The sequence below is a fragment of the Streptomyces sp. NPDC026206 genome (genome assembly GCF_040638465.1).
Lineage (GTDB): Bacteria > Actinomycetota > Actinomycetes > Streptomycetales > Streptomycetaceae > Streptomyces.
On the sequence record NZ_JBEZYL010000002.1, the window covers coordinates 522,524 to 544,120 of the forward strand.

Consider the following 21,597-nt stretch of genomic DNA (forward strand, 5'->3'; position numbering starts at 1 on the left):
GGATACTGAGCTTGTGAGAGACGAGGTGGCAGGGGCAGTTGCGGGCCGAGTGGTCACCGAGCCTCCACGCCTGGGGCGCCGGGGAACTATCCTGCGCAGGCGCTCGGTCCCCGACGATTGCGGACTACCGTTGCTGCCTTTGCTGGTGACGGGTGGCTGACGCGACGGCCGCCCAGAGGCTTCGACGCCTGAGGCGCGGGAAGCTGGAGCGAGTGAGGCGTCGTCGGGAGATGCCAGGAGGTGTGGAAGGGGAGGCCCCGTGCCCAAGCCAGTTCGCGAAGTGCGTACTGGCAGCGGCAGCAGCGGGAGTGTGAGGAAAAGGGGGTGGCGTGGGACCCGCAGGGTCTTGTCTTCCCGAGCGAGGCCGGCGGGCAGCGCGACTCACGCAGCGTCCTTCGGAACTTCCGGTCCCTGCTGGCAGATGCCGGATTCGAGAACCCGGAGGAGTGGACAGTGCGCGAGCTCCGGACGAGTGCTGTATCGCTCCTGTCGGCCAACCGGATTCCCATCGAGGTCATCGCCCGCGTGGTCGGGCACAGCGGCACTCAGACGACGGAGCGCGTCTACCGCAAGCAGATCCGCCCGGTGATCACGGAAGGGGCGGAAGCCATGGATGACATCTTCGGCATGAGCACTGGATCCAGAGAGGAGACGTCGAGCGATTGACTGCGCTCGCCGCCCGGTGGCTCCCTGTTTGGCTCCCCGCAGCTCTGACGTCCCGGTGTGAGGCCGCGTCTACCTGCACCAGTGGGCCAACCAGCCATTACCTCAGCGGTAATCGCCCCCCAGTGCTCCTTCGCGGCATGGTGATGACCACAGCCCCCGGACCCGCGCACTCGGGTTCGGGGTGCTGAGCCGGAATCGCCGGTCGTTGGTTGTTTGTCGTTGACTGAGGAGAGTTCGCCATGTCGCAGTACGAGACCGCTGTCGCCCGTTACTTCGAGGCCTGGAATGCCGTCGACGCCGAGGCGCGGGGGAAGGCCGTCGCGGCCGCATGGAGTGAGGACGGGAGTTACACCGACCCGTTTTCCGACGTCAGGGGGCATGAGCAGCTGGCCGCCGTCATCGCGGGCGCCCGGGAGCAGTTCCCGGGGTTCGAGTTCCGGCAGACCGGGGTGGTCGACGGGCACCATGGGACCGCGCGCTTCACGTGGGAGCTGGTGTCGGTGGCCGACGGGGCGGCGCCGGTCGCCGGATCCGATGTGATCACGCTGGCCGAGGACGGCCGGATCCGGTCCGTCCTCGGCTTCCTCGACCGGGTGCCGGCTACGGCGTGAAGCCCTGCCTCAGGGCGGCGGCCGTCTCCGGGTCGGCGGGGAGGAAGGTCTCCAGGGCCAGTTCGGAGACGGTCACGTCCATGGGGGTGTTGAACGTGGCGATGGTCGAGATGAACGACAGGGTACGGCCGGCGTGTTCGATCACCATGGGCAGCGCGAAGGGCAGTCCGGAGCCGTTGTCCGCCGACATCTCGGCCGTACCTCCCTCGGGCAGCGGATAGGCGCTGACCTCGTCGTAGAGGGCGCGCAGCGGGGAGGACCGCAGCAGGGCCAGCTGCCGTTCCATCTGGTGCAGCAGATGGCCGCGCCACTCGCGGTAGTTGCGGATGCGGGGCGCCAGGCCCTGCGGGTGCATGGTGAGGCGCATGGCGTTCAGCGGGGGCGTGCGCAGGGCTTCCGCGACGCCCTCCATCAGCATCGTGATGCCGCTGTTGGCCGCCAGCACCCGGTAGGTGCCGTCCACGACCAGCGCGGGGAACGGCTCGTAGCTCTTCAGCAGCCGCTCCAGTCCCTCCCGCAGGCCGCCCATCGCCGGGTCGTCCAGCCGGCGCTCGGGGAAGCGCGGGGCGTAACCGGCCGCGATCAGGAGGGCGTTGCGCTCCCGTACGGGTACATCGAGGTGGTCCGCGAGGCGCAGGACCATCTCCTGGCTCGGCCGGGAGCGGCCGGTCTCGATGAAGCTGATGTGCCGGGCGGAGGAGTCGGCGCGCAGCGCCAGCTCCAGCTGGCTGATCCGCCGCCGGTCCCGCCATTCGCGCAGCAGCGCACCCACACCCACGCCCGTCTCCGGAGCAACCGCAACCCTCGTCATGGTCCGACCGTAACCCGTGCGTTCGAGCCGGTTATCCCAGATCGAACGCGTTGCGCAGCCCGAGCCGGTGGCGGAACTCGTCCTGCCGCTTGAACTCCTCCAGCTCGGGCGCACGGTAGAGAGGCGTGATCGTGCACCGCTCGGCGCCGGAGCCCGCCTCGTCCAGCAGGGCGTTGACCGCGGCGCGGGCCGAGGCGTTGGCGCCTTCCATGGTGGCCAGGTCGATGTCGACGGCGACGTAGTCCCCGGAGAGGAAGAGATTGGGGATGGCGGTCCGCGCGGCGGGGCGGTTGTACCAGGTGCCGGTGGGGTGGATGAACAACTGCTCGTCGTTGCTGGGGTGCGGACCGCCGAGCTCGACGGCCGGGTCCAGGAACCAGGAGTGCAGCTTCGCGTCGCTGAGGACCGTGCGCCCGGTGTCGTTCAGGCCCGCCTTCATCTGTGCCCAGACCTCGCGGGCGACCTCCTCGCGCGTGCACTGCTTGGCGGTCCTGCCGTAGAGGATGCCGGGCCTGTCCCATTCGGAGACGTCGACCGAGAGGCAGTCGGCCACGGTCCCGTCGCCGTAGTCGGCGCGGAAGTCGCGCCCGGACCAGTACTGGGCCTGGCTCACGGCGGTGATCGACCACGGGGAGTCGATGTGGTTGATGTGGCCATGGATGACCGGTGTGGGTTCGGTGAGGTAGAACTGGATGCCCGTCATCCAGTCGGTCTGCAGCCTGTCGCACCGTGCCAGTCGCGGATCCGCCGCCCGCACCTGGGCGTTCCAGGTGGTACGGGCGTGCTCGACCGGCATCGCGGAGACGAAGTGGTCGGCGGTCACCGAACGGCGTGCCCCGCCCGCGTCCTGCACCACGGCCTCGGCGATCCGGCCGCCTTCGAGCCGCAGGTCGCGTATGCCCCAGCCGGTCCGGAACTCCACGCCCAGCGAACGCAGATGGGTGGCCCAGGGGTCGATCCACGCCTCGTTGGTGGGGGCGTTGAGGACCCGGTCCGGTTCACCGTCGGCGCCCCGGCCCAGCGCGTTGAAGAGGAACGCCTCGATGCAGGTGGCGACGGTCCTGGTGCTGGCGACCTCGGCCTTCGTCGCGACGATGTTGCGGGTTATCCCGACGGCCAGCAGCTGCCGGTAGTTCGCCGACATGAGGGCGGCCTTGGTGAACTCGAACCACGGCACGCGCTCCCAGGTCTCCGTCCGCCGCCGGTCGCAGCTGGTGAACCAGACCAGCAGCCGCCCCGCGAAGTAGGCGATCTCATGGGCGGGCAGCCGCGAGAACGTCTCGAAGAGGGCCGTCATCATGCGCAGGAACACGTCCGGGGTGAGCACGGGCGGCGCCTTGCCGATGCTCGCGAACGGTATGCGTATGTCCTCGCGCCCGCCTGTACGGGCCAGCATCACCTCGCTCGACGCCACGAGGTTGTCGTGACAGCCGTCGGCGTTGCCGGGGAAGGGTATCCGGCGCAAGGTGTCGGGCAGGTTCCGGTAGAAACCGGGAATGAAGCGGAAGCCGTGCTCGCCGGGCAGCGGCTTGCGGCCGCCCTTCGCACTGCCCGGGACGTCCATGCTGCGCGCCTTGCCGCCGAGGGCGGACTTGCGCTCGTACACCGTCACCCGGAAACCGCGCTCGGCGAGTTCGTGCGCGGCCGTCAGCCCGGCGACGCCGCCGCCGAGGACGGCGACGGTCCGTCCGCCGGTGCGCCGGCGGGGCTGTGCGTGGGCCACGCCGCCGAGCGACGCCGTCGCGGCGACGGCGGTCGCGCCGCCCAGGAACCCTCTGCGTGTGCTGCCCGTAGGACCCACCATGGCCATAGCCCCTTACCGCCGGTAACGTGTCATGCCCGGCGCAGGAGCATAGGAGGGTCCCCCTCGCCCTGGAAGGCCGGTGCGGACTCATCCGTGACGTGGGCCGCACATTGGCGCGAAACCGCTGCCGCCCCATGGGACGCTTGCCTCACCGCTCGATCGCGTCGATCGCGACGGGACGAGAACGAGACGAAGACAAGACGAAGACAAGACGAAGACAAGACGAAGGGATGCGTGATGGCAGTCGAACCGCTCTCGCAGAACGACGTGGAGGAGCGCCTCCAGGAGCTGCCGGGCTGGAGCACGGACGGCGATCGGATCACGCGTACGTATTCCTTCGACGGGCACTTCCAGGCGGCGGCGATGGTGATCCACATCGCGCAGATCCAGGAGGAGCTGAATCACCACTCCGACCTGACCCTGGGTTACAACACGGTGTCCCTGGCCGTGAACACGCACAGCGTCGGTGGCAAGGTCACCGGTCTGGACGTGGAGCTGGCCCGCCGGGTCGAGGCGGTCGCGCCCGGGCACGGGGCGCGTTGACGCACGCCGGCCCCGGGACGGCGTGCGCGTCCCGGGGCCGGCGGTGGCGCTGATCAGCTCCAGTCGAACTCGGCCGGGTCCGGGCCCAGCCGGTTGCCGTTGTCGAGGCCGGAGATGGCCGCGAGGTCGTCGGCGTCCAGCTCGAAGCCGAAGACGTCGAAGTTCTCACGGATGCGGGACGGGGTCACCGACTTCGGGATGACCACGTTGCCCAGCTGGAGGTGCCAGCGCAGCACGACCTGCGCGGCCGTCCTGCCGTGCTTGGCGGCGATGCGGGCGAGCGTCGGGTCGTCGAGCAGGCCACGGCCCTGGCCCAGCGGGGACCAGGCCTCCGTGGCGATGCCGTGCCGCGCGTGGAAGGCGCGGAGCTCGGACTGCGCGAAGTAGGGATGCAGCTCGACCTGGTTGACCGCGGGGACGACCGGGGTCTCGGCGATCAGCCGCTCCAGCTGGGCGGGCTCGAAGTTCGAGACGCCGATGGCCTTCGCGCGACCGCTCTCGGCGATCTCCGCGAAGCTACGGAAGATCGTCAGGTAGTCGTCGCGCATGGCCCGCGGCCAGTGGATGAGATACAGGTCGACGTAGTCGAGGCCGAGCTTCTCCAGCGAGGCGTCGAACTCGCGCAGGACGTTCTCGCGCGTCCACGTCTCGGAGGAGCTGTTCCACAGCTTGGTGGTGACGAACAGCTCGTCCCGGGCGATGCCCGAGGCGGCGAGCGCCTTCCCTGTGCCCGTCTCGTTCTCGTAGATCGCGGCCGTGTCGATGCTGCGGTATCCCGCTTGGAGGGCGGCCGCGACGGCGGCGGTCGCCTCGTCGTCCGCGACCTGCCACACGCCGAAGCCGAGCTGCGGCATCTCGACGCCGTTGTTGAGGATGAGGGTGGGGATCTTGCTCACGAGCAACCGATCCTTACGTCCGTCGGGTAGTGCTTACTCCGGGCATTTTTCAGCTGATAACCGTATGTGGCCATGTATGCGGCCATACGGCGGCATGGGCGGCGGGAGGCGGACGGCGGATCAGGGGATTGGAGCCGGGAGGCGGGAGGCAGGAGGCAACAAGCGTCCGGGTCAATGGGCGTACAGCGCGTCCACCTCGGCGGCGTAGGCCTTCTCGATCGCCTTCCGCTTGAGCTTCAGTGTGGGCGTCAGCAGCCCCTGCTCCTCGGTGAACCGTCCGGCCAGGATGCGGAACGTACGTATCGACTCGGCCTGCGACACCAGGGTGTTGGCGGCCACCACAGCCCGTCTGATCTCGGCCTCGAGCTCCGGGTCGCGTACCAGTTCGGCCGGGGGTGGCATGGGCTTGTCATGCAGGGCGAGCCAGTGCGCCACCGCCTCATGGTCGAGGGTCACGAGCGCGGCGATGTACGGGCGGTCGTTGCCGACCGTGAGGCACTGGGCGACCAGCGGGTTGGCCCGTACCCGTTCCTCCAGGGCCTGCGGCGTGACGCTCTTGCCGCCGGACGTCACCAGGATCTCCTTCTTCCGTCCGGTGATCGTCAGATAGCCGTCCTCGTCCAGGGCGCCCAGGTCGCCCGTGGCCAGCCAGCCGTTGTGCAGTACGGCGTCCGTGGCGCGCCGGTCGCCCAGGTAACCGGCGAACACCTGGCCGCCGCTGAGCCATATCTCACCGTCGTCGGCGATGTGCACGCTCGTGCCCGGTACGGGCAGGCCTACGGTGCCGAAGCGGGTGCGCTCGGGCGGGTTGGCGACGGCGGCGCCGGTGGTCTCCGTCAGCCCGTACCCCTCGAACACGGTGATGCCCGCGCCGGCGAAGAACAGCCCCAGGCGCCGGTCCATCGCCGACCCGCCCGACATCGCGTGCCGCACCCGGCCGCCGAGCGCCTCGCGGATGCGCGCGTAGACGAGTTTGTCGAAGACCTGGTGCTGCACGCGCAGCGTCGTGCTGGGACCGGGGCCCGTCCCGAAGGCCCGCTCCTCCCGCGCCTGCGCGTACCGCACCGCGACGTCGACGGCCTTCTCGAACGGCCGGTCCCTGCCCTCCAGCTCCGCGGCGCGCCGGGCCGAGGCGAACAGGCCCTCGAAGACGTAGGGGACGGCCAGCAGGAACGTCGGGCGGAACGACTGCAGTGCGGGCAGCAGGGCGGAGGCGGAGAGCTGTGGCTGGTGGCCCAGCTTGACCCGGCCGCGCACCGCCGCGACCTGCACTATCCGGCCGAACACATGGGCGAGGGGAAGGAAGAGGAGGGTGGAGGCCTCGTCGCCGGGGCGGGAGCGGAAGACCTGTTCGTAGCGGCGCAGGACGTTGTCGGCCTCGGCCATGAAGTTGGCGTGGGTGAGCACACAGCCCCTGGGGCCGCCGGTGGTGCCGGAGGTGTAGAGGACGGTCGCCGGTGACTCCGGGGTGATCGCCATGCGGTGCCGGTGCACGACGTCGTCGGCGATGCGCGCCCCGGCCTCGGCGAGTTCGCCGAGCGCACCCGCGTCCAGCTGCCAGAGGCGGACGAGACGGGGCAGCCGGTCGATGACCGAGCCGATGGTCATCGCGTGGTCCTCGTGCTCCACCACGCAGGCCGACACGTCCGCGTCATGCAGCATCCGGAAGACCTGCTCGGTGGAGGAGGTCGGGTACAGCGGTACGGGCTGGGCGCCGATGCACCACAGCGCGAAGTCGAACAGCGTCCACTCGTAGCGCGTACGGGACATGATGGCGACCCGGTCGCCGAACCGGACGCCCTGCGCGATCAGGCCCTTGGCCAGCGCGAGCACCTCGTCCCGGAAGGCGCCGGCGGTCACGTCCTGCCACGGGCCGTCGCCGGTCCGGCGCGCGAGCGCCACTCTGCCGGGGTCGTCGGCGGCATGGTCGAACACGACGTCCGCCAGTCCTCCGACGTGGGGCGCCGTCACCAGGGAAGGGACGGTGAACTCGCGCAACCTCTCGCTCCTCGCGACGCTCCGCACAGCGCCGTGACCGTACCCGATCCCGTCCCGCCGCGAACCCCCTCGGCCGGGCTCATCTCGACTGATGGACGCGCTCCAGCCGGATCTGCACCGAATCTCTTCGATCCCTCACCAAGGTGTGCATGGAGTGGTCGTCGGTGGTCACCGGGACACGGGGGAGTGCAGCCGGTCGCCGGCGGCGAGGACCGCCTCCGCGAGCGCCTCCGCGAGCGCCTGCGCGCTGCCGCGCGCCGTGCCGCCCCGGGCGGTCCCGTTGCTGTACACCAGCACCACGTCGACGCCGCGGAGGTCGGGAGCCCGGCGCGGGCCGCGACGCGGACGAGCCCGGGCGGGATCATGTCCTCGGCATGGCCATCACACCCGGCCCGGCCCCGGCCGCCGCCACCAGGCCGTTGAGGCTGCCCCAAATGCCGGAGCCGCGCCGGTCGCGTCGGTCGCACCTGTAGCCCCGATCGCCACAGTCCCCGCAGCCCTCGGAGTGCCCGAGGCCTCCGCCACCCCGGCGTTCGCCGGAGGGAGGAAGAGCGCGAGCAGCGCGGTAACCGAAAGCGCGGCGGAGGAGGCCGCGTCACATGGGGCGCAGTATGACCTTCCCCTGGTTGGCGCGGGCTTCGATGATTTCGTGCGCCTTCGCGGCATCGTCCAGCGGCAGCTCGGCGTGCACACGCGGCCGTACCCTGCCGGAGGCGAACAGCTCCCACAGCTCCTGCCGCCACCGTTCCATCAGCTGCGGTTGCCCACGGGCTATGAGCGCCATCTGGAAGCCGATGGCGGATTTCGCGCCCACCAACAGGTCGTAGGCCTCGATGGTGCCGCCACCCGAGCTGTACGCCACCAGCCGGCCGCCCGGGGCCAGCGCGGCGATGGCGGGGGAGAGCAACTCGCCGCCGACGGCGTCCAGCACGATGTCCACCGGCTCGCCCCAGGACTCGTCCCTGTACATCACCACCTCGTCCGCCCCCAGCGACCGGACGAAGTCGGCCTTGGCCGCCGAGCTCACCGCTGCCACCACCCGGCCGGCCCCACGGGCCTTGGCGAGCTGCACGGCCAGATGGCCGGAGCCGCCGGCCGCTCCTGTCACCAGTACCGACTCACCCTCGGCCGGTCGCGCCGCCTCGTAGGCGCCCAGGGCGACCAGCCCGCACCGCACGAGCGCCACGGCGTCGGCGGCGCTCGCCTCCGCGGGGACCGGGGACGCCATGGCGGCGTGCAGGAGGGCGTAGTCCGCGTATCCGTCGCCGAAGCACAGCCCCGTCACGCGCTCACCGACCGCGAAGCCCGTCACATCCGGGCCGACCGCGACGATCTCGCCGGCCACCTCGCCCCCCAGGCTCGCGGGCAGCGGCAGCCTGCCCTCGCGGACCTTGCGTACCACCGGCAGGGTGACGCCGATCGCCTCCGTGCGCAGCAGGAGTTCGCCCGGGCCGGGGCTGGGCACGCCGGTCTCCTCGATGCGCAGGACTTCCGGACCGCCGTATTCGTAGTACCGGACGCGCCGCATGGACATACACCTCCACTGACAGAGTTCGTTGGGAGCCCCAACGTTGGTAACCCCTACGTTAGCGCGGACTTCATTGGGAAGTCCAATGAATTCTGGGTACGCTCGTCCCATGACAGGAGACAAGCGTCCGACCGCAGAACCTCCGACTGAAGAGCCTGCGGCCGAGTCCCCGGGCGCCCCCCCGGCCGCTTCCCCGGCCGACTCGCCCGATCCCGCGCTCACCCGCATCCGCGCGCTCCCCAGCTGGCTGCTCAACCGGGCCTCCGCCCGCGGCCGCCGCCTCGTCGCCGAGGCCTTCGGTGAGGACGGCATGCGCATGCAGCATCACGCCGTGCTGTCCGCCGTCGCCGACCTCGAGCCGGTCGCCCAGGCCGAGCTCGGCCGCACCACGGGATTCGACCCCAAGGACATGGTCGGCATCCTCAACGACCTTCAGGCCCGGGAGCTCGTCACCCGCGCCCCCGACCCCGCCGACCGCCGCAAGAACGCCATCAACCTCACGCCCGCGGGCCGCCGGAGGCTCGCGCGCCTGGCGAGACTGGGCGACGAGGCGAACGAAGCGCTGCTCGCCGCGCTCTCGCCCGCCGAGCGCGAGCTCTTCCTCGCCCTGCTCACTCGCGTGGTCGAGGACGACGACTGAACTTCCCGCGAAAGCCGGGGCGGCGACGCGCCGGATCTGGTGGGATGTCACCCGCAAGTGGGGCGAAAGTGGGCAGTCAGAGGCGTGGCGGCCGCCCGTCGGCCCCGACTGGCCGTACACAGGGCGTGGGGACGAAAAGAGACAAGACGAAAAGAGGCGAGGGCGAGCGGGCGCGGCAGGGCATGGCGGGGCGGGGAACGACAAGCCGGCAAGCCGGCAAGCCGACAAGCCGGGCCGGCTGAGCCAGGCGATAAGACGGGCCGCCGCAGGCAGCGGACAGGCGGTCAGGGCGGGCCGGACGAGCAGGTGGGACCCGGACGCGGTGTGCGGACCGGACGAGCAGGCGGGCCGGGCAAGCGCCCGGGACCGGACGAGCGCGCAAGCCGGCCGCTCAAGCAGGCTGCGCAAGCGCGCAGAACGGGTAAGTAGAACGGGCACATAGGACAGGCACGGCGCGGCAGGCACGGCGAAGCACGAAGCAGGACACGGCACGGCACGGCGAAGCAGGACACGGCACGGAACGGCACAGCACGGCGAAGCACGAAGCAGGACACGGCACGGAACGGAACGGCACAGGCAGGCAAGGCAAGGCAAGGAACAAGAAGAACGAGGCGAAACGGGGTGTCGCGTGAACCTGCAGCAGCTGCACTACACCTCCACCGCCGCCACGGGTCCGGACGGCTCGGGCTTCCGCTTCACCGCCGCGAGCCCCGAACTGCCCATCACCCTGCTGGGGGAGGCCGAGCAGGTGATCAGCTACGAACCGCCCTCCGACGCCCCCGACTGCCCCTCGCCCGAGGAACTCGCCGGGTTCCCCGTGGCGTTCAGCCACCACAGGCTCTCCGACGGCAGCCGCCTGTTGTGCCGCACCATTCGCACCGGCCCCGGCCGTGGCGGTCGCCACGGCAATTTCCACGCCCACGCCGTACGGCTGCCCGAGGGCGGCGGACTGCCCGGCGGCCTGCTGCCCATCGAGGCGTGGGAGTCCCCCTCCTGGGCCGACCGCAGCCCCAGTGGCGGCGCGCCCGAGCCGCTGGCCGCGCTCACGCCCGCCCGGCGCATCGACAAGAAGGGACTGTTCGACTTCGTCCACGCCCGCGCGGACCGCCTTGAGCCGTTTCTCGCGGACGTACGGACCTTCTTCCGTACCCCGGACGCCCCCCAGATCCTCGTCATCGAGCGGGACAGCACTCACACCGCGTACTGGATCGCCATCGCCAGCGCCGTCCTGCCGCGCGAACTCGCCGACCGCCTGACGTTCACCACCTACACCCGCCGCCCCATGCTGGCCCGGCAGCAGATCGTCGGCGCGCTTCCGGACGCCGACTTCGACTTCGCCTCCGCCGCGGCCCAGCGTCGCTACCGCGTCCACGACTGCACCGGCGGGTCCTCCAGCCCGGCCCGTGCCGACCGCGACCTCTGGGCGGCCGTCGCGGCCCGGATCTGGCTCGCCGGTCACCCGGCGCTGTTCGCCGAGGCGGCCCGCCGCAGCGGCCCCGGAACCGTGCGGGACGCGGGGGACGAGGCGGACCGCCTCGCCGCGCTCGCCGCACGCCAGGGCATCGCCCTCGACTCGAACGGTCGTACGGCGGCAGCCCGCTGGGCCCGCCAGCACGTGAACCGCGACGGCGTCGAGGCCCCTCTCGACGGCCGGCTGCTCGCCACGCTCGCCGCCGGCGGCACCGACCGCAGCCCTGAGGAGTGGACGGTGCTCGCGTCGCTCTCGGAGGAGTTCTCGGCGGCGACGTCGTCCCGTTCTTCCCTCGGCCCGCTCAGACGCGACCTGCGCGCGGAGCTGGACCGCGCAGCCGACACGCCCGGCACCCCGCTCGTCCGTTGCCTCACGCTTCTCCGCCTCGCCGAAGCGCTCAGAGTGGACCGCGGCACCGTCATGCCGGTGCTCACCGCCCGCCTCACCGCCGCGCTCCTGGACGAGGCATCCCCGGACCGCAAGGTCGTACGAGCGGCTCTCGACACGCACCCCGCGCTCCGCACCGCGGTGCTCGACGCCCTCGACCGCACCGCGGCGACGGAGGACCCGCGCCCCATCAGCCGCCTGCTCGCCGCCGAGCTCCCCGGTGCCGATCTCACCGGCCGCCCCCACCTGCGCGTGGCCGCCGCCATGGCCGACGACTCCGTACCGTTCGTCGACTACAGCTACGGCCACGGCTACGGATTCGGCTACGAGTACGACTACGGCAATGGTGACGACGTCGATCAGAACGTCGGTCGGGACGAGGACCTGAGCAGCGACCAGGTCTACGACCAGGACGACGACCAGGTCCATGACCGGGCCCACGGCCGTCCTTGCGGCCACGCCGCCCCCCAGAATCACGTTCAGGACAACGGCGCCCCCGGCCCCGCTGCACCCGGCTCGCCCGGCCCCGTCCCCGTCCCCGGCCACGACCGCGCCCTCGCCCCCGTCCGTGCCGGCGAAGGCGACCGTTACCGTGAGCGTGACCGTGACCGCTCCGCGCTTCTGCAGACGCTCATCAAGGCCGCGGACACCGAACACCAGGACGCACCGTCCGTTCTGCGCACCGCCTACCGGCTCGTCTGGGGCGATACGCCCCTGGAGACCGCTGAAGCCGTCAGCCTTCTCCAAGGGATCCCGGCGGCGTCGCACCAGGCGGCGGGCCTCGCCCAGGCGTTCGTCCGTGCCGCACTCGACAGCGCCCCCCACGACCCCGACGCCCCGGGCCTCGCGCAGAGCCTTCTGCAGAGCGTCCTGGTCAGCGGCGCCGACCTGAGCCCACGGCAGCGGGCCGCCCTGCTCCTCCTCGAACAGACCGGTGACCTCGAGTCCGGTGCGGCCCTGCCCGGTTACACGGCACGCGTGGTCGGCCTGCGCCGCCAGGCCGGCCCGCTGGAGACCGGCATCGAACAACGGCTCAGCGAGGCCCTCGCCCACCGGCTGCTGTGCATGGACCCGCCGCCTTCCCCCGGGGAGCTGCCCGACCTCATCCACTCCGGCGACCAGCACCTCTTGCGCGCGTACCACCGTCAAGCGCGCAGCGCTGCGGTGGCCGGACTGCTGCGCCGCACCCCCACGTACGCCGCCGTCTGCTTCGTCGCCTGGCACACCGCGCCCGGCGCCAGTGAGCTCTGGGACCAGATTCGTGCCGATCTGCTGGCCTCCGTGCTGCGGCCCGAGGTACGCCGGATGTCCACCGAGGACGTGGAGGAGATCCGGCACTGCCTGCGGCAGGTCGGCGGCCAGTGGGCCGAGACGTTCCACGAGTGGGACCGGTTCGGTGTGCTCGGCAGGCTCAGCGGCCGCTGGCGCGGCCGGCCCGGAGGCTGCAAGCACGGCCGCCCGTAGCCGCCCCGGCGGCTCACCCGCTCAGGCGAGGACGACGCGGTGCTCCCCGGCGTAGACGTTCATCGACGACCCGCGCAGAAAACCGATCAACGTCATGCCCGTCTCCACGGCCAGGTCGACGGCGAGCGACGACGGCGCCGACACGGCCGCCAGCACCGGGATCCCGGCCATGACGGCCTTCTGGGCCAGTTCGAACGACGCCCGCCCGGAGACCAGCAGCACGGCTCCGGACAGCGGCAGCAGCCCCTCCTGCAGCGCCCGGCCGACGAGCTTGTCGACCGCGTTGTGCCGGCCCACGTCCTCGCGCACGTCCAGCAGCTCGCCGCCCGGCGTGAACAGGGCCGCCCCGTGCAGGCCGCCCGTGCGGTCGAAGACGCGCTGTGCCTCGCGCAGCACGCCGGGAAGGGTGGCCAGGAGCTCCGGTTCGAGGCGCACGGCCGACGGGCCGTCGGAGACGGGCCAGCGGGCGGTGGTGCGTACCGCGTCCAGGCTCGCCTTGCCGCACAGGCCGCAGGAGGAGGTGGTGTAGACGTTGCGTTCGAGGGTGATGTCGGGAACAGGTACGCCGGGCGCCAGGCGCACGTCGACGACGTTGTACGTGTTCGAGCCCTCGTCGGTGGCGCCGGCGCAGTAGACGATGTTCGCCAGCTCCTCCGCGCTGCCCAGCACCCCCTCGCTGACCAGGAACCCGGCCGCGAGCGCGAAGTCGTCGCCCGGGGTGCGCATGGTGATGGCGAGCGGCTTGCCGTTCAGCCGGATCTCCAGCGGCTCCTCCGCCACGAGCGTGTCCGGGCGGGTGGTGACGGCCCCGTCCCGGATGCGGATGACGCGGCGTCGTTCGGTGACCCGTCCCATATCGATCAGTCCTGGTGGTCGGTGGGCTGGCGGTGGACGGTTCATTGTCGCGGTGGGTGCCGTACGCCCGGCCGGGTGGGTGCCGGTACGTGACGTGGGCCTCATCGGCGGCAGGCGCCTCACCTTCCGTACGCCCCATGGCTACCGTTCGGTAGGAAGCGCCCATTCCCCGCCCCGACCGTGCACCGAGAGCGGAGATCGATGATGGCACCCACCTTCACCCTCAAGCCCGGTACCGAATGGCCGACGGCCTGGCAGCGCTGCCGGGCCGTCGCTCCCGAGGCGTTCCGGGAGGACCGTGTCCTCAACCTCTGGAACGGCGCCTGGCAGGCCGACGGCCACCCGCTCCCCGCGACCACCCCCGTCGACGGCACCCCCATCGCCGGCCCGCCCCGCCTCGACGCGACCACCGCCCACCACGCCGTACGGGCCTCCCTGGACCAGCACCGCGCCTGGCTCGACGTGCCGCTCGCCGACCGCAAGGCGCGGGTCGGCGCTGCTCTGGACGCGCTCACCGAGCACCGCGAACTGCTCGCGCTGCTCCTGGTGTGGGAGATCGGCAAGCCGTGGCGGTCGGCTCAGGCCGACGTGGACCGGGCCGTCGACGGGGTGCGCTGGTACGTCGGGGAGATCGACCGCATGGCAGCGGGACGCGCTCCGCTGCCCGGTCCCGTCAGCAACATCGCCAGCTGGAACTACCCCATGAGCGTGCTCGTCCACGCCATGCTCATCCAGGCGCTGGCCGGCAACGCCGTCATCGCGAAGACGCCGACGGACGGCGGCCTGGCCTGTCTGACCCTGGCGAGCGCGCTCGCCGCCCGCGAAGGCCTGCCGGTCACCCTCGTCAGCGGCAGCGGGGGCGAACTGTCGGAGGCGCTGGTACGGGCTCCGGAGATCGGCTGCGTATCGTTCGTCGGCGGCCGCGACACCGGCGCGAGGGTCGCCACCGCGGTCGCGGACCTGGGCAAGCGCCACATCCTGGAACAGGAGGGCCTCAACACCTGGGGCATCTGGAACTTCACCGACTGGGACGCCTTCGCCCCGCAGATCCGCAAGACCTTCGACTACGCCAAGCAGCGCTGTACGGCCTACCCGCGCTTCGTCGTCGAGCGCGCCGCGTTCGCGGACTTCCTGGCCCATTACCTGCCTGCCGTGCGCGAGGTGACGCTGGGCCACCCGCTGGCCGTCTCCGACCCGGCCGGGCCGCTGCCCGAACTGGACTTCGGCCCGCTGATCAACGCCGCCAAGGCGAAGGAGCTGAACGACCAGGTGGCGGAGGCCGTCGACCGGGGCGCGATCCCCCTGCACCGCGGCGACCTGGCCGCGGGCTGCTTCCTGCCGGGCCAGGACACGAGCGCGTACGTCCCTCCCGTCACCCTCCTGAACCCGCCCTCGGCCTCGCCCCTGCACCACGCGGAGCCCTTCGGCCCGGTCGACACCATCGTGCTGGTCGACACCGAGGCCGAGCTGCTCGCCGCCATGAACGCCAGCAACGGCGCCCTCGTCGCCACCCTCTCCTGTGACGACGCGGCGACGTACGAGCGGCTGGCCCCGCAGATCCGTGCGTTCAAGATCGGCCACGGCAAGCCGCGCTCCCGGGGCGACCGCGAGGAGCTGTTCGGCGGCTTCGGGGCGTCGTGGCGGGGTGCCTTCGTGGGCGGTGAACTGCTGGTGCGGGCCGTGACGCGGGGACCGGCGGAGGACGAGCGGCTGCCGGGCAACTTCCCGCATTACCACCTGATGCCGTAGGCACCGCGGCCCAGCCGATGCCCTGCGGGTCCGGCCGCAGCGCGAAGCCCCGGCCGACCGCCTCGCGCACCGTACGCTCCACGGCCTGTTCCAGGAGCGTACGGTGCCACTCGAACGGCACGCGCCGCTCCGCGGGTGCCGGCCGCCGCACGTGCTCCCGCAGCGGCGGCAGGGGCCGCGGCGCCGCGGCGAAAGAGTGTCCTCATTGCCCCATAAATGGGCCTTATGCCTCGCGCGAATACCCCGGTGAAAGGCACTCCGAAACCTTGATAGAGTTATCCATGTCGCCGCGGGGAACACCCCGCCGAGACAAACACCTGGTCCGGGTGGCGGAATGGCAGACGCGCTAGCTTGAGGTGCTAGTGCCCTTTATCGGGCGTGGGGGTTCAAGTCCCCCCTCGGACACCAGCAGGAACCCCAGTTCATCTGGGGTTTTTCTGTTTTTCCGGGCCGGATTGGTCGTCCGCGTGACCGGTGCGTGACCAGCAGGATCCGAGCTTTCCGTGACCGGCGGCATGACCAACCATGAGACTCGCCGGCCGAGAATCCTGAATCAGGCCGCTACGCGCGCGAGCCCGATCCGGTTGCCGCTGGCCGTAGCCAGAGGGCGCCCATAATGAATCCCCCGCCCATGTGGGGCCTGGATCGTGTCCCCCCCGTGGCGCACACGGGCGGACCGCCTGCTCATCCGACCCGACAAAAGTGCAGCGTCTGCGCCGGTACCAGCGCCATCGACACTGCCGAGGCGGCCGGGCACCACGTGCACGCCGCCGAATACCGCAAGTCGTGGGCCGACCACCAGGCGCGCATGCCTCACAAGGGCGAGGAGCGACGGCGTCGGCACCGGGCGCCTCGTGGGGGGCCTGGGTGGACTGCCCGGGCCTTTTCAAAGGCGCGTTCCTCGGGTTCTTCGTCGTGGTCGCCTGCGGCGTCGTCGTCGGACTCGCCGTCCACGGAGGACCCGCCCGCTTCTAGACTCCTGCTTCTCTGCCGGTGTCACATCGCCACACCCTTCCCGGCAGAGGGGCAGGCACAACGCCCGGTCGGTCGCCGTGCCGCATCGGTAGCCGACCGGGTGCACCACCGCACGACGGCGCGGGGGTAGTCCCTGCGCCGACACAGCGAAGGAGACACGATGACCGTGATCCTTTCGAACAACGAGGACGGTAAGGACAAACTCCCGGGCGACCCCTATCCCGGCCCGCATCAGCCGCCCACTCCTGACGGCGGCCCCGGCGTTCCCAATCCGCCGAAGACATTCGAGGCTGTCAGCCGGTGACGGCCAACGCACGCCAGGAGCGCCCCAGCCGCACAGAGCTGGGGCGCGTCCTCATGTCCGATGGTGCCCTGTCGCCCGACTGGGCACCCGCATTCGCCGCCGTGCCCCGCTCCGCGTTCCTGCCCGACCTCATGTGGCCCTTCGATATGAGCACCGCCAAGAGCGTCGCTGTCAGCAAGGCGGACGATCCCGAAGCGTGGCAGCGGTACGCGGAGTCCGATGTGCCTGTCGTCACCCAGTGGGACGACGGCCAGCACACTGGCACCGAGCCGGGACACGTTCCCACCTCTTCCGCGTCCATGCCCAGTGTTGTGTTCCGCATGCTCCGGGATCTGGATGTATGCCCTGGAGACCGGGCGTTGGAAGTGGGTACCGGTACGGGCTGGAACGCCGCAATCCTGGCCCACCGTCTCGGCGCTCAGAACGTCGTCACGGTGGAAGTGGATGAAGCCGTGGCAGAGTCGGCGCGGGCGGCTCTCGAACAGTTCGGGCTTCCTGCCCAGGTCATCCACGGCGACGGCTTCCAGGGCTACCCCGACGGGGCACCTTACGACCGGATTATTGCCACCTGCGGTCTCCGGTCATTCCCGTTCGCGTGGGTGGAGCAGTGCCGACCCGGCGGGATGATCGTGGCCCCATGGGGGACGCACTACAGCAACGGTGATGCTGTGGCTCGGCTGGTAGTCGCCGACGACGGCGGCAGTGCCTCGGGCGCGTTTACGGGGCCGGTGGAGTTCATGAAGCTCCGGGCTCAGCGCCTTTCCCCAGTGGTGCACCGGGACTACGTCGCGGGAAGCGTGGCCGATGGCGAGGAGTCGTCGACAACTATCACGGAAGCCGAGTTGGTCGGAGATCGATTCAGCCCCCAGAGCTTCGCGCTGGGGCTCCGCGTGCGAGGGTGTCTGAACGTGATCGCTGACAAGCGCGACGGAGCCCGGCCTGTCTGGTTCTACGGGCTGACGGACCGCTCATGGGCGTGTGTCCAGTTCCGCGACCAGGACACGGCGCGCGTCTGGCAGTCAGGCCCCCGCCGCCTGTGGGATGAGGTGGAAGTGGCCTACCGGTGGTGGTTGGGCCGTGACAAGCCGGAGCACACGCGGTTCGGCCTCACAGTGACGCCGGAAGAACAACGGGCCTGGCTGGACGATCCCGCCGACTCCTGGGCTCTGTGATGCGACCCCGTCCACCTGCTTCATCGCAGGTGGACGGGGGTTGGCCACGTGACCAACGCGGACCAACAGTGGTCCGAAGCATCCAGAAACCCGCAAGACAGACCCGGTGGGATGGGGCCGCAGCTTGGCCCTTCAAACGGACATTTCCACACGTCAAAGACCAAAAGCACTGGTGCCCGAGAGGAGAGTTCAAATCCCCCTCGGACACCAGCAGGAACCCCAGCTCTCAGCTGGGGTTCTTTTGTTTTTCCGGGTCCGTGAGGAGCAGTTTCCCGCCTTTCCCCGTGAGGAGGCTGTCGGCCCGGTCCGAGTGGCCCGTTCCGCATTGCCCCATTGAGTCCCGGTCTTCGCGTGCCACACGATGAGGGAGGGCGGCGGTACCGTCCGCCGCCGTACAGGGGGGGAGACGCCGTGAACGACTACCGCGATGTCGTGGTCATAGGGGCCGGGCCCACCGGGCTGGCGCTGGCCATCGGGCTGCGGCAGTACGGGGTGGACGTCGCCGTCGTGGAGAAGGCGGACCGGGGGAAGCGGGAGGCGCGGGCCGGGATCGTGTGGCAGCGGGCGTTGGAGGTGCTGGCGGATCTGGGGTGTGCCGAGGAGGTCCTCGGGGAGGGGTTCCGGCTGCGGTGGACAGAGGTGTTCGCCGAGGGGCGGCGGGTCGGGGAGATGGCGTTCGGGTGCGGGGGAACGGCGTTTGCGCACCCGTTGTCGATCGAGCAGGACGCTGTGGAGCGGCTGCTCGGGGAGCGGCTGGCAGCGGTGGGCGGCGAGGTGGAGTGGTCCACCGAGGCCGTGGGGGTGCGGGCCGGGCACGACGGGGCCGAGGTCGATCTGCGGCAGGAGGACGGCAGCCCGAGGACCGTCCGCTGCGCGTGGGTCGTCGGGTGCGAGGGAGCCCGCAGCGTCCTGCGCAAGGGGCTCGGCATCCCCTTCGAGGGCGCACCGCGGCCGGACCTGCAGTGTCTTCAGCTCAATGCCGTGGCCGGCTGGAGGTACCCGTACGCTCCCGACCGCACCTACTTCTTCCTGGAGCGGGGCGCCTCGGTGGGCGCGTCACCCCGGCCCGGCGGGGGGCATCGTTTCTTCTGCTTCCTCACCGACCCCGACCCCACGCTCGTGCGGCCGCCCGGCGTCGAGGAGATGCGCGACCTGGTCGCCGGCGCCGCGCACGACCCGGGCCTGCGACTGACGCCCACCGAGCCGCCCTGGGCCAACCGGGCCCGCTTCCAGGACCGGGTCGCCGGTTCGCTGCGCCAGGGGCGGGCGCTGCTCGCGGGGGACAGCGCGCATCTGTGGGCGCCCATCGGCGGGCACGGGCTCAACACCGGGCTGCGCGGCGCGCACAACCTCGCCTGGAAGCTCGCGACGGCCGTGCACGGCTGGGCGGCCGACCCCTGTGCCCTGCTCGACACCTACGCCACGGAGCAGCGGCTCACGGCCATGAAGGTGATGAAGGCGATGCGGCACAACGTGCTGGAGCTGCCGCCCACCCCGCTCACACTCCTCGGGATGCGGGTGGCGGGGCCGCGGCTGATGGGAAGCCGGTGGTTCACCGAACGAATACGCACCATGCTCAGCGACCTGTCGATGCACCACAAGGAGAGCGCCCTGTCGCGGGAGGGCGCGGGGGAGCGGTTGCCGGACGGGCCCGTCACGGTGGCGGGGCGCCGGTGCAGGCTGCACGATCTGCTCTCCTACGACCGCTGGACGCTGCTGGTCGCCCCCGGCGCCGGGACGCGGCGCGGCGTGGACCTCGCCCGGCTGCACGCGGTCACCGGCGCGTACGCGCTGCCCGTCGAGGTCTTCCGGCCACGGCTGGACCCGGGGCAGGGGGAGCGGCGCCTGCCCGGCAGGGCGCTGGTGCTGGTGCGGCCGGACCGGCACACCGCCCTGAGCACCGACCGCGTCGAGGACCTGGAAACGTACATACAGCGGTGGTTCGTACGGAAGGGCTAATGTCAGGGAATAGGCGCCATTGATCCCCCACCCTTCATCCCGGACCATGAAGAGGGGTGAAGGTGAGGGTGGTGGCTCAGCCACCCTCGTTCCGCACGGGGGAGACATGGATGAGTGACTTCTGCCGGGACGTCGTGGTCGTCGGAGCCGGGCCCACGGGGCTCGCGCTGGCCATCGCGTTGCGCCAGTACGGTCTGGACGTGGTCGTCCTCGAGAAGGAGCCGAGCACCAAGCGGGAGGTGCGGGCCAGCGTCCTCTGGCAGCGGGCCCTGGAGATCCTGCGCGACCTCGGCTGCGCGGACAGGTTCCTGGACCAGGGGCTGACCCTGCGCCGGGCCGAGGTGTACGTCCGGGGACGCCGCGTCGGCGGCCATGAGACGGGCGTGTCCGGCACAGCCTTCCCCCAGCCGCTGGCCATCGAACAGATCGCCATCGAAAGCCTGTTGGTGGAGCGGCTGGGTGAGCTGGGGACCGAGGTGCGCTGGGACGCCGAGGCGGTCGCCCTCCGGATGGGAACCGGCGGCGCCGAGGTCGACGTGCGGGGCCCCGGCGACCGGGTGCAGACGATCGGCTGCCGCTGGGTCGTCGGCTGCGAGGGCGCGCACAGCCTCGTACGCAAGACGATGGACGTGCCGTTCGAGGGCGAGCGCCGCATCGACCTGCAGGCCGTACAGATCAACGCCAAGGCCGACTGGAAGTTCGACTGCGCCGACGACACCACCTACTTCTTCCTCGAGCGCCGCGTGTGCCTCATCGCCTCCCCGCGTCCGGGCGGCGGCTACCGCTTCTTCAGCTTCCTCGACGACCCCGACCCCCAGCGCGTGGCACCGCCGGACGTCGGCGAGATGCGCGAGCTCGTGGCCGGCGCCACGCACGACCCGGACGCCCGCCTGGTCCCGACGGTCCCGCCGTGGTACAACCGGGCCCGCTTCCACGACCGGATCGCCGGCTCGCTGCGCCGGGGGCCGGCCATGCTCGCCGGGGACAGCGCCCACATGTGGGCCCCGATCGGGGGGCGCGGCCTCAACACGGGGCTCCGGGGCGCGCACAACCTCGCCTGGAAGCTGGCCGCCGTCCACCACGGCTGGGCCGCCGACACCCTGCTCGACACCTACTCCGGTGAACAGCGCCACACCGCATACGAAGTGATGCGGCAGATGCGCCGCAACGTCATGGAACTGCCGCCCTCCGTGCTCACGCTGGCCGCGATGCGCGTGCTGGGCCCCGCACTGCTCGCCAGCGACCGGATCCACCGGCGCGGACGGTCCATCCTCAGCGAACTCCCCCGGCATCACCGCGAGAGCGAGCTGTCCACCGACGGGAGCGGGCGCGGCGGCCGCAGAGCACTGCGTGCCGGCGACCGGCTGCCCGACGTACCGGTCACACAGGGCGGCCGGGAGCGCAGGCTGCACGACCTGCTCTCCTACGGCCGCTGGACCCTGCTGGAGATCGCGGACCGCACCCCGTCTCCCGGTACCACCGAAGAGCTGCGCCGTGCGGTCGGCCGCTTCCCCGTCCCCGCCGAAGTGTTCCGCGTCCAGCGGGCACACTCCGGGGGCGGCAACGGGCCGCTGCCGGGCGGCACCCTGCTCCTGGCCCGGCCCGACGGCCACATCGGGCTGCGCGTGCGGACCGGCGACCACCAGGCGCTGGACGCCTACCTGGACCGGTGGTTCGTACGCAAGAGCTAGAGCTGGAGCCGGGGACAGTGGCCGGAGCGGGAGCATTCCTATGGAAGAGCCGGAGCCGGGGCGAAGAGCCGGC

At 71.3% G+C, this 21,597-nt stretch carries 16 protein-coding genes, 1 tRNA gene and 1 pseudogene; 11 read left to right on the top strand and 7 right to left on the bottom strand.

Going from position 1 to position 21,597, the window contains the following annotated elements; translation table 11 throughout:
* Window positions 1–240: 240 nt before the first annotated feature.
* Window positions 241–666 (top strand): tyrosine-type recombinase/integrase, encoded by a 426-nt coding sequence (locus AB0F13_RS05800; protein ID WP_362075712.1) that lies wholly within the window; start codon window positions 241–243, stop codon window positions 664–666.
* A 239-nt stretch (window positions 667–905) separates the two neighbouring features.
* Window positions 906–1,277 carry a nuclear transport factor 2 family protein gene (locus AB0F13_RS05805; RefSeq protein WP_362075715.1) on the top strand — a complete coding sequence of 124 codons (372 nt, stop codon included), beginning with the start codon at window positions 906–908 and terminating at the stop codon, window positions 1,275–1,277.
* Here AB0F13_RS05805 and AB0F13_RS05810 read toward each other — a convergent pair.
* Together AB0F13_RS05810 and AB0F13_RS05815 are read right to left on the bottom strand one after the other, a co-directional pair.
* Complete coding sequence (locus AB0F13_RS05810; RefSeq protein WP_362075718.1) at window positions 1,267–2,088, bottom strand: helix-turn-helix transcriptional regulator; 822 nt, start codon at window positions 2,086–2,088, stop codon at window positions 1,267–1,269. The genes AB0F13_RS05805 and AB0F13_RS05810 overlap by 11 nt on opposite strands.
* Window positions 2,089–2,119: 31 nt before the next feature.
* Window positions 2,120–3,892 (bottom strand): FAD-dependent oxidoreductase, encoded by a 1,773-nt coding sequence (locus AB0F13_RS05815; protein ID WP_362075721.1) that lies wholly within the window; start codon window positions 3,890–3,892, stop codon window positions 2,120–2,122.
* A gap of 237 nt (window positions 3,893–4,129) precedes the next feature.
* Between AB0F13_RS05815 and AB0F13_RS05820 the strand changes: the two genes are divergently transcribed.
* Window positions 4,130–4,435 (top strand): 4a-hydroxytetrahydrobiopterin dehydratase, encoded by a 306-nt coding sequence (locus tag AB0F13_RS05820; protein ID WP_362075724.1) that lies wholly within the window; start codon window positions 4,130–4,132, stop codon window positions 4,433–4,435.
* Between the two features lie 53 nt (window positions 4,436–4,488).
* On the opposite strand, the gene AB0F13_RS05825 is transcribed toward AB0F13_RS05820, so the two are convergent.
* From AB0F13_RS05825 to AB0F13_RS05840, 4 genes and pseudogenes are all read right to left on the bottom strand, one after another.
* Complete coding sequence (locus AB0F13_RS05825; RefSeq protein WP_362075727.1) at window positions 4,489–5,331, bottom strand: aldo/keto reductase; 843 nt, start codon at window positions 5,329–5,331, stop codon at window positions 4,489–4,491.
* 171 nt (window positions 5,332–5,502) lie between these two features.
* Window positions 5,503–7,329, bottom strand: a complete 1,827-nt coding sequence (locus AB0F13_RS05830; protein ID WP_362075730.1) for a long-chain fatty acid--CoA ligase — start codon at window positions 7,327–7,329, stop codon at window positions 5,503–5,505.
* Between the two features lie 168 nt (window positions 7,330–7,497).
* Window positions 7,498–7,759 (bottom strand): annotated as a pseudogene (locus tag AB0F13_RS05835) (LysR family transcriptional regulator); the annotation flags it as partial.
* Window positions 7,760–7,924: 165 nt separating this feature from the next.
* On the bottom strand, window positions 7,925–8,857 hold the full coding sequence (locus AB0F13_RS05840; RefSeq protein ID WP_362075733.1) for a zinc-binding dehydrogenase: 933 nt from the start codon (window positions 8,855–8,857) through the stop codon (window positions 7,925–7,927).
* Window positions 8,858–8,966: 109 nt separating this feature from the next.
* Here AB0F13_RS05840 and AB0F13_RS05845 point away from each other — a divergent pair, with 109 nt between their 5' ends.
* A complete protein-coding gene (locus tag AB0F13_RS05845) occupies window positions 8,967–9,497 on the top strand; it encodes a MarR family winged helix-turn-helix transcriptional regulator (protein ID WP_362075736.1) in 531 nt (176 codons plus the stop codon).
* A 628-nt stretch (window positions 9,498–10,125) separates the two neighbouring features.
* Entirely contained in the window at window positions 10,126–12,819 is a 2,694-nt protein-coding gene (locus AB0F13_RS05850) for a GTPase-associated protein 1-related protein (protein ID WP_362075739.1), read from the top strand.
* A gap of 21 nt (window positions 12,820–12,840) precedes the next feature.
* On the opposite strand, the gene fdhD is transcribed toward AB0F13_RS05850, so the two are convergent.
* Complete coding sequence (gene fdhD, locus AB0F13_RS05855) at window positions 12,841–13,674, bottom strand: formate dehydrogenase accessory sulfurtransferase FdhD (RefSeq protein ID WP_362075742.1); 834 nt, start codon at window positions 13,672–13,674, stop codon at window positions 12,841–12,843.
* Window positions 13,675–13,878: 204 nt separating this feature from the next.
* Here fdhD and AB0F13_RS05860 point away from each other — a divergent pair, with 204 nt between their 5' ends.
* From AB0F13_RS05860 to AB0F13_RS05885, 6 genes are all read left to right on the top strand, one after another.
* Window positions 13,879–15,423, top strand: coding sequence for an aldehyde dehydrogenase family protein (locus AB0F13_RS05860; protein ID WP_362075745.1), 1,545 nt, complete (start codon window positions 13,879–13,881; stop codon window positions 15,421–15,423).
* Between the two features lie 320 nt (window positions 15,424–15,743).
* Window positions 15,744–15,831, top strand: a tRNA-Leu gene (locus tag AB0F13_RS05865).
* Window positions 15,832–16,558: 727 nt separating this feature from the next.
* Window positions 16,559–16,702, top strand: coding sequence for a hypothetical protein (locus tag AB0F13_RS05870; protein WP_362075748.1), 144 nt, complete (start codon window positions 16,559–16,561; stop codon window positions 16,700–16,702).
* A gap of 53 nt (window positions 16,703–16,755) precedes the next feature.
* On the top strand, window positions 16,756–17,874 hold the full coding sequence (locus AB0F13_RS05875; RefSeq protein ID WP_362075751.1) for a methyltransferase domain-containing protein: 1,119 nt from the start codon (window positions 16,756–16,758) through the stop codon (window positions 17,872–17,874).
* Window positions 17,875–18,285: 411 nt separating this feature from the next.
* Window positions 18,286–19,833 carry an FAD-dependent monooxygenase gene (locus tag AB0F13_RS05880; RefSeq protein ID WP_362075754.1) on the top strand — a complete coding sequence of 516 codons (1,548 nt, stop codon included), beginning with the start codon at window positions 18,286–18,288 and terminating at the stop codon, window positions 19,831–19,833.
* A 110-nt stretch (window positions 19,834–19,943) separates the two neighbouring features.
* On the top strand, window positions 19,944–21,524 hold the full coding sequence (locus AB0F13_RS05885) for an FAD-dependent oxidoreductase (RefSeq protein ID WP_362075757.1): 1,581 nt from the start codon (window positions 19,944–19,946) through the stop codon (window positions 21,522–21,524).
* The last annotated feature ends 73 nt before the right edge of the window (window positions 21,525–21,597 follow it).

Excerpts from the sequence above, each read along its gene's own strand:
- AB0F13_RS05815 (WP_362075721.1), bottom strand. The coding sequence starts at position 3,892 with ATGGTGGGTCCTACGGGCAGCACACGCAGAGGGTTCCTGGGCGGCGCG.
- AB0F13_RS05805 (WP_362075715.1), top strand. The coding sequence starts at position 906 with ATGTCGCAGTACGAGACCGCTGTCGCCCGTTACTTCGAGGCCTGGAAT.
- AB0F13_RS05870 (WP_362075748.1), top strand. The coding sequence starts at position 16,559 with ATGACCGTGATCCTTTCGAACAACGAGGACGGTAAGGACAAACTCCCG.
- AB0F13_RS05810 (WP_362075718.1), bottom strand. The coding sequence starts at position 2,088 with ATGACGAGGGTTGCGGTTGCTCCGGAGACGGGCGTGGGTGTGGGTGCG.
- AB0F13_RS05840 (WP_362075733.1), bottom strand. The coding sequence starts at position 8,857 with ATGCGGCGCGTCCGGTACTACGAATACGGCGGTCCGGAAGTCCTGCGC.
- AB0F13_RS05860 (WP_362075745.1), top strand. The coding sequence starts at position 13,879 with ATGGCACCCACCTTCACCCTCAAGCCCGGTACCGAATGGCCGACGGCC.
- AB0F13_RS05885 (WP_362075757.1), top strand. The coding sequence starts at position 19,944 with ATGAGTGACTTCTGCCGGGACGTCGTGGTCGTCGGAGCCGGGCCCACG.
- fdhD (WP_362075742.1), bottom strand. The coding sequence starts at position 13,674 with ATGGGACGGGTCACCGAACGACGCCGCGTCATCCGCATCCGGGACGGG.
- AB0F13_RS05845 (WP_362075736.1), top strand. The coding sequence starts at position 8,967 with ATGACAGGAGACAAGCGTCCGACCGCAGAACCTCCGACTGAAGAGCCT.
- AB0F13_RS05820 (WP_362075724.1), top strand. The coding sequence starts at position 4,130 with ATGGCAGTCGAACCGCTCTCGCAGAACGACGTGGAGGAGCGCCTCCAG.
- AB0F13_RS05875 (WP_362075751.1), top strand. The coding sequence starts at position 16,756 with ATGTCCGATGGTGCCCTGTCGCCCGACTGGGCACCCGCATTCGCCGCC.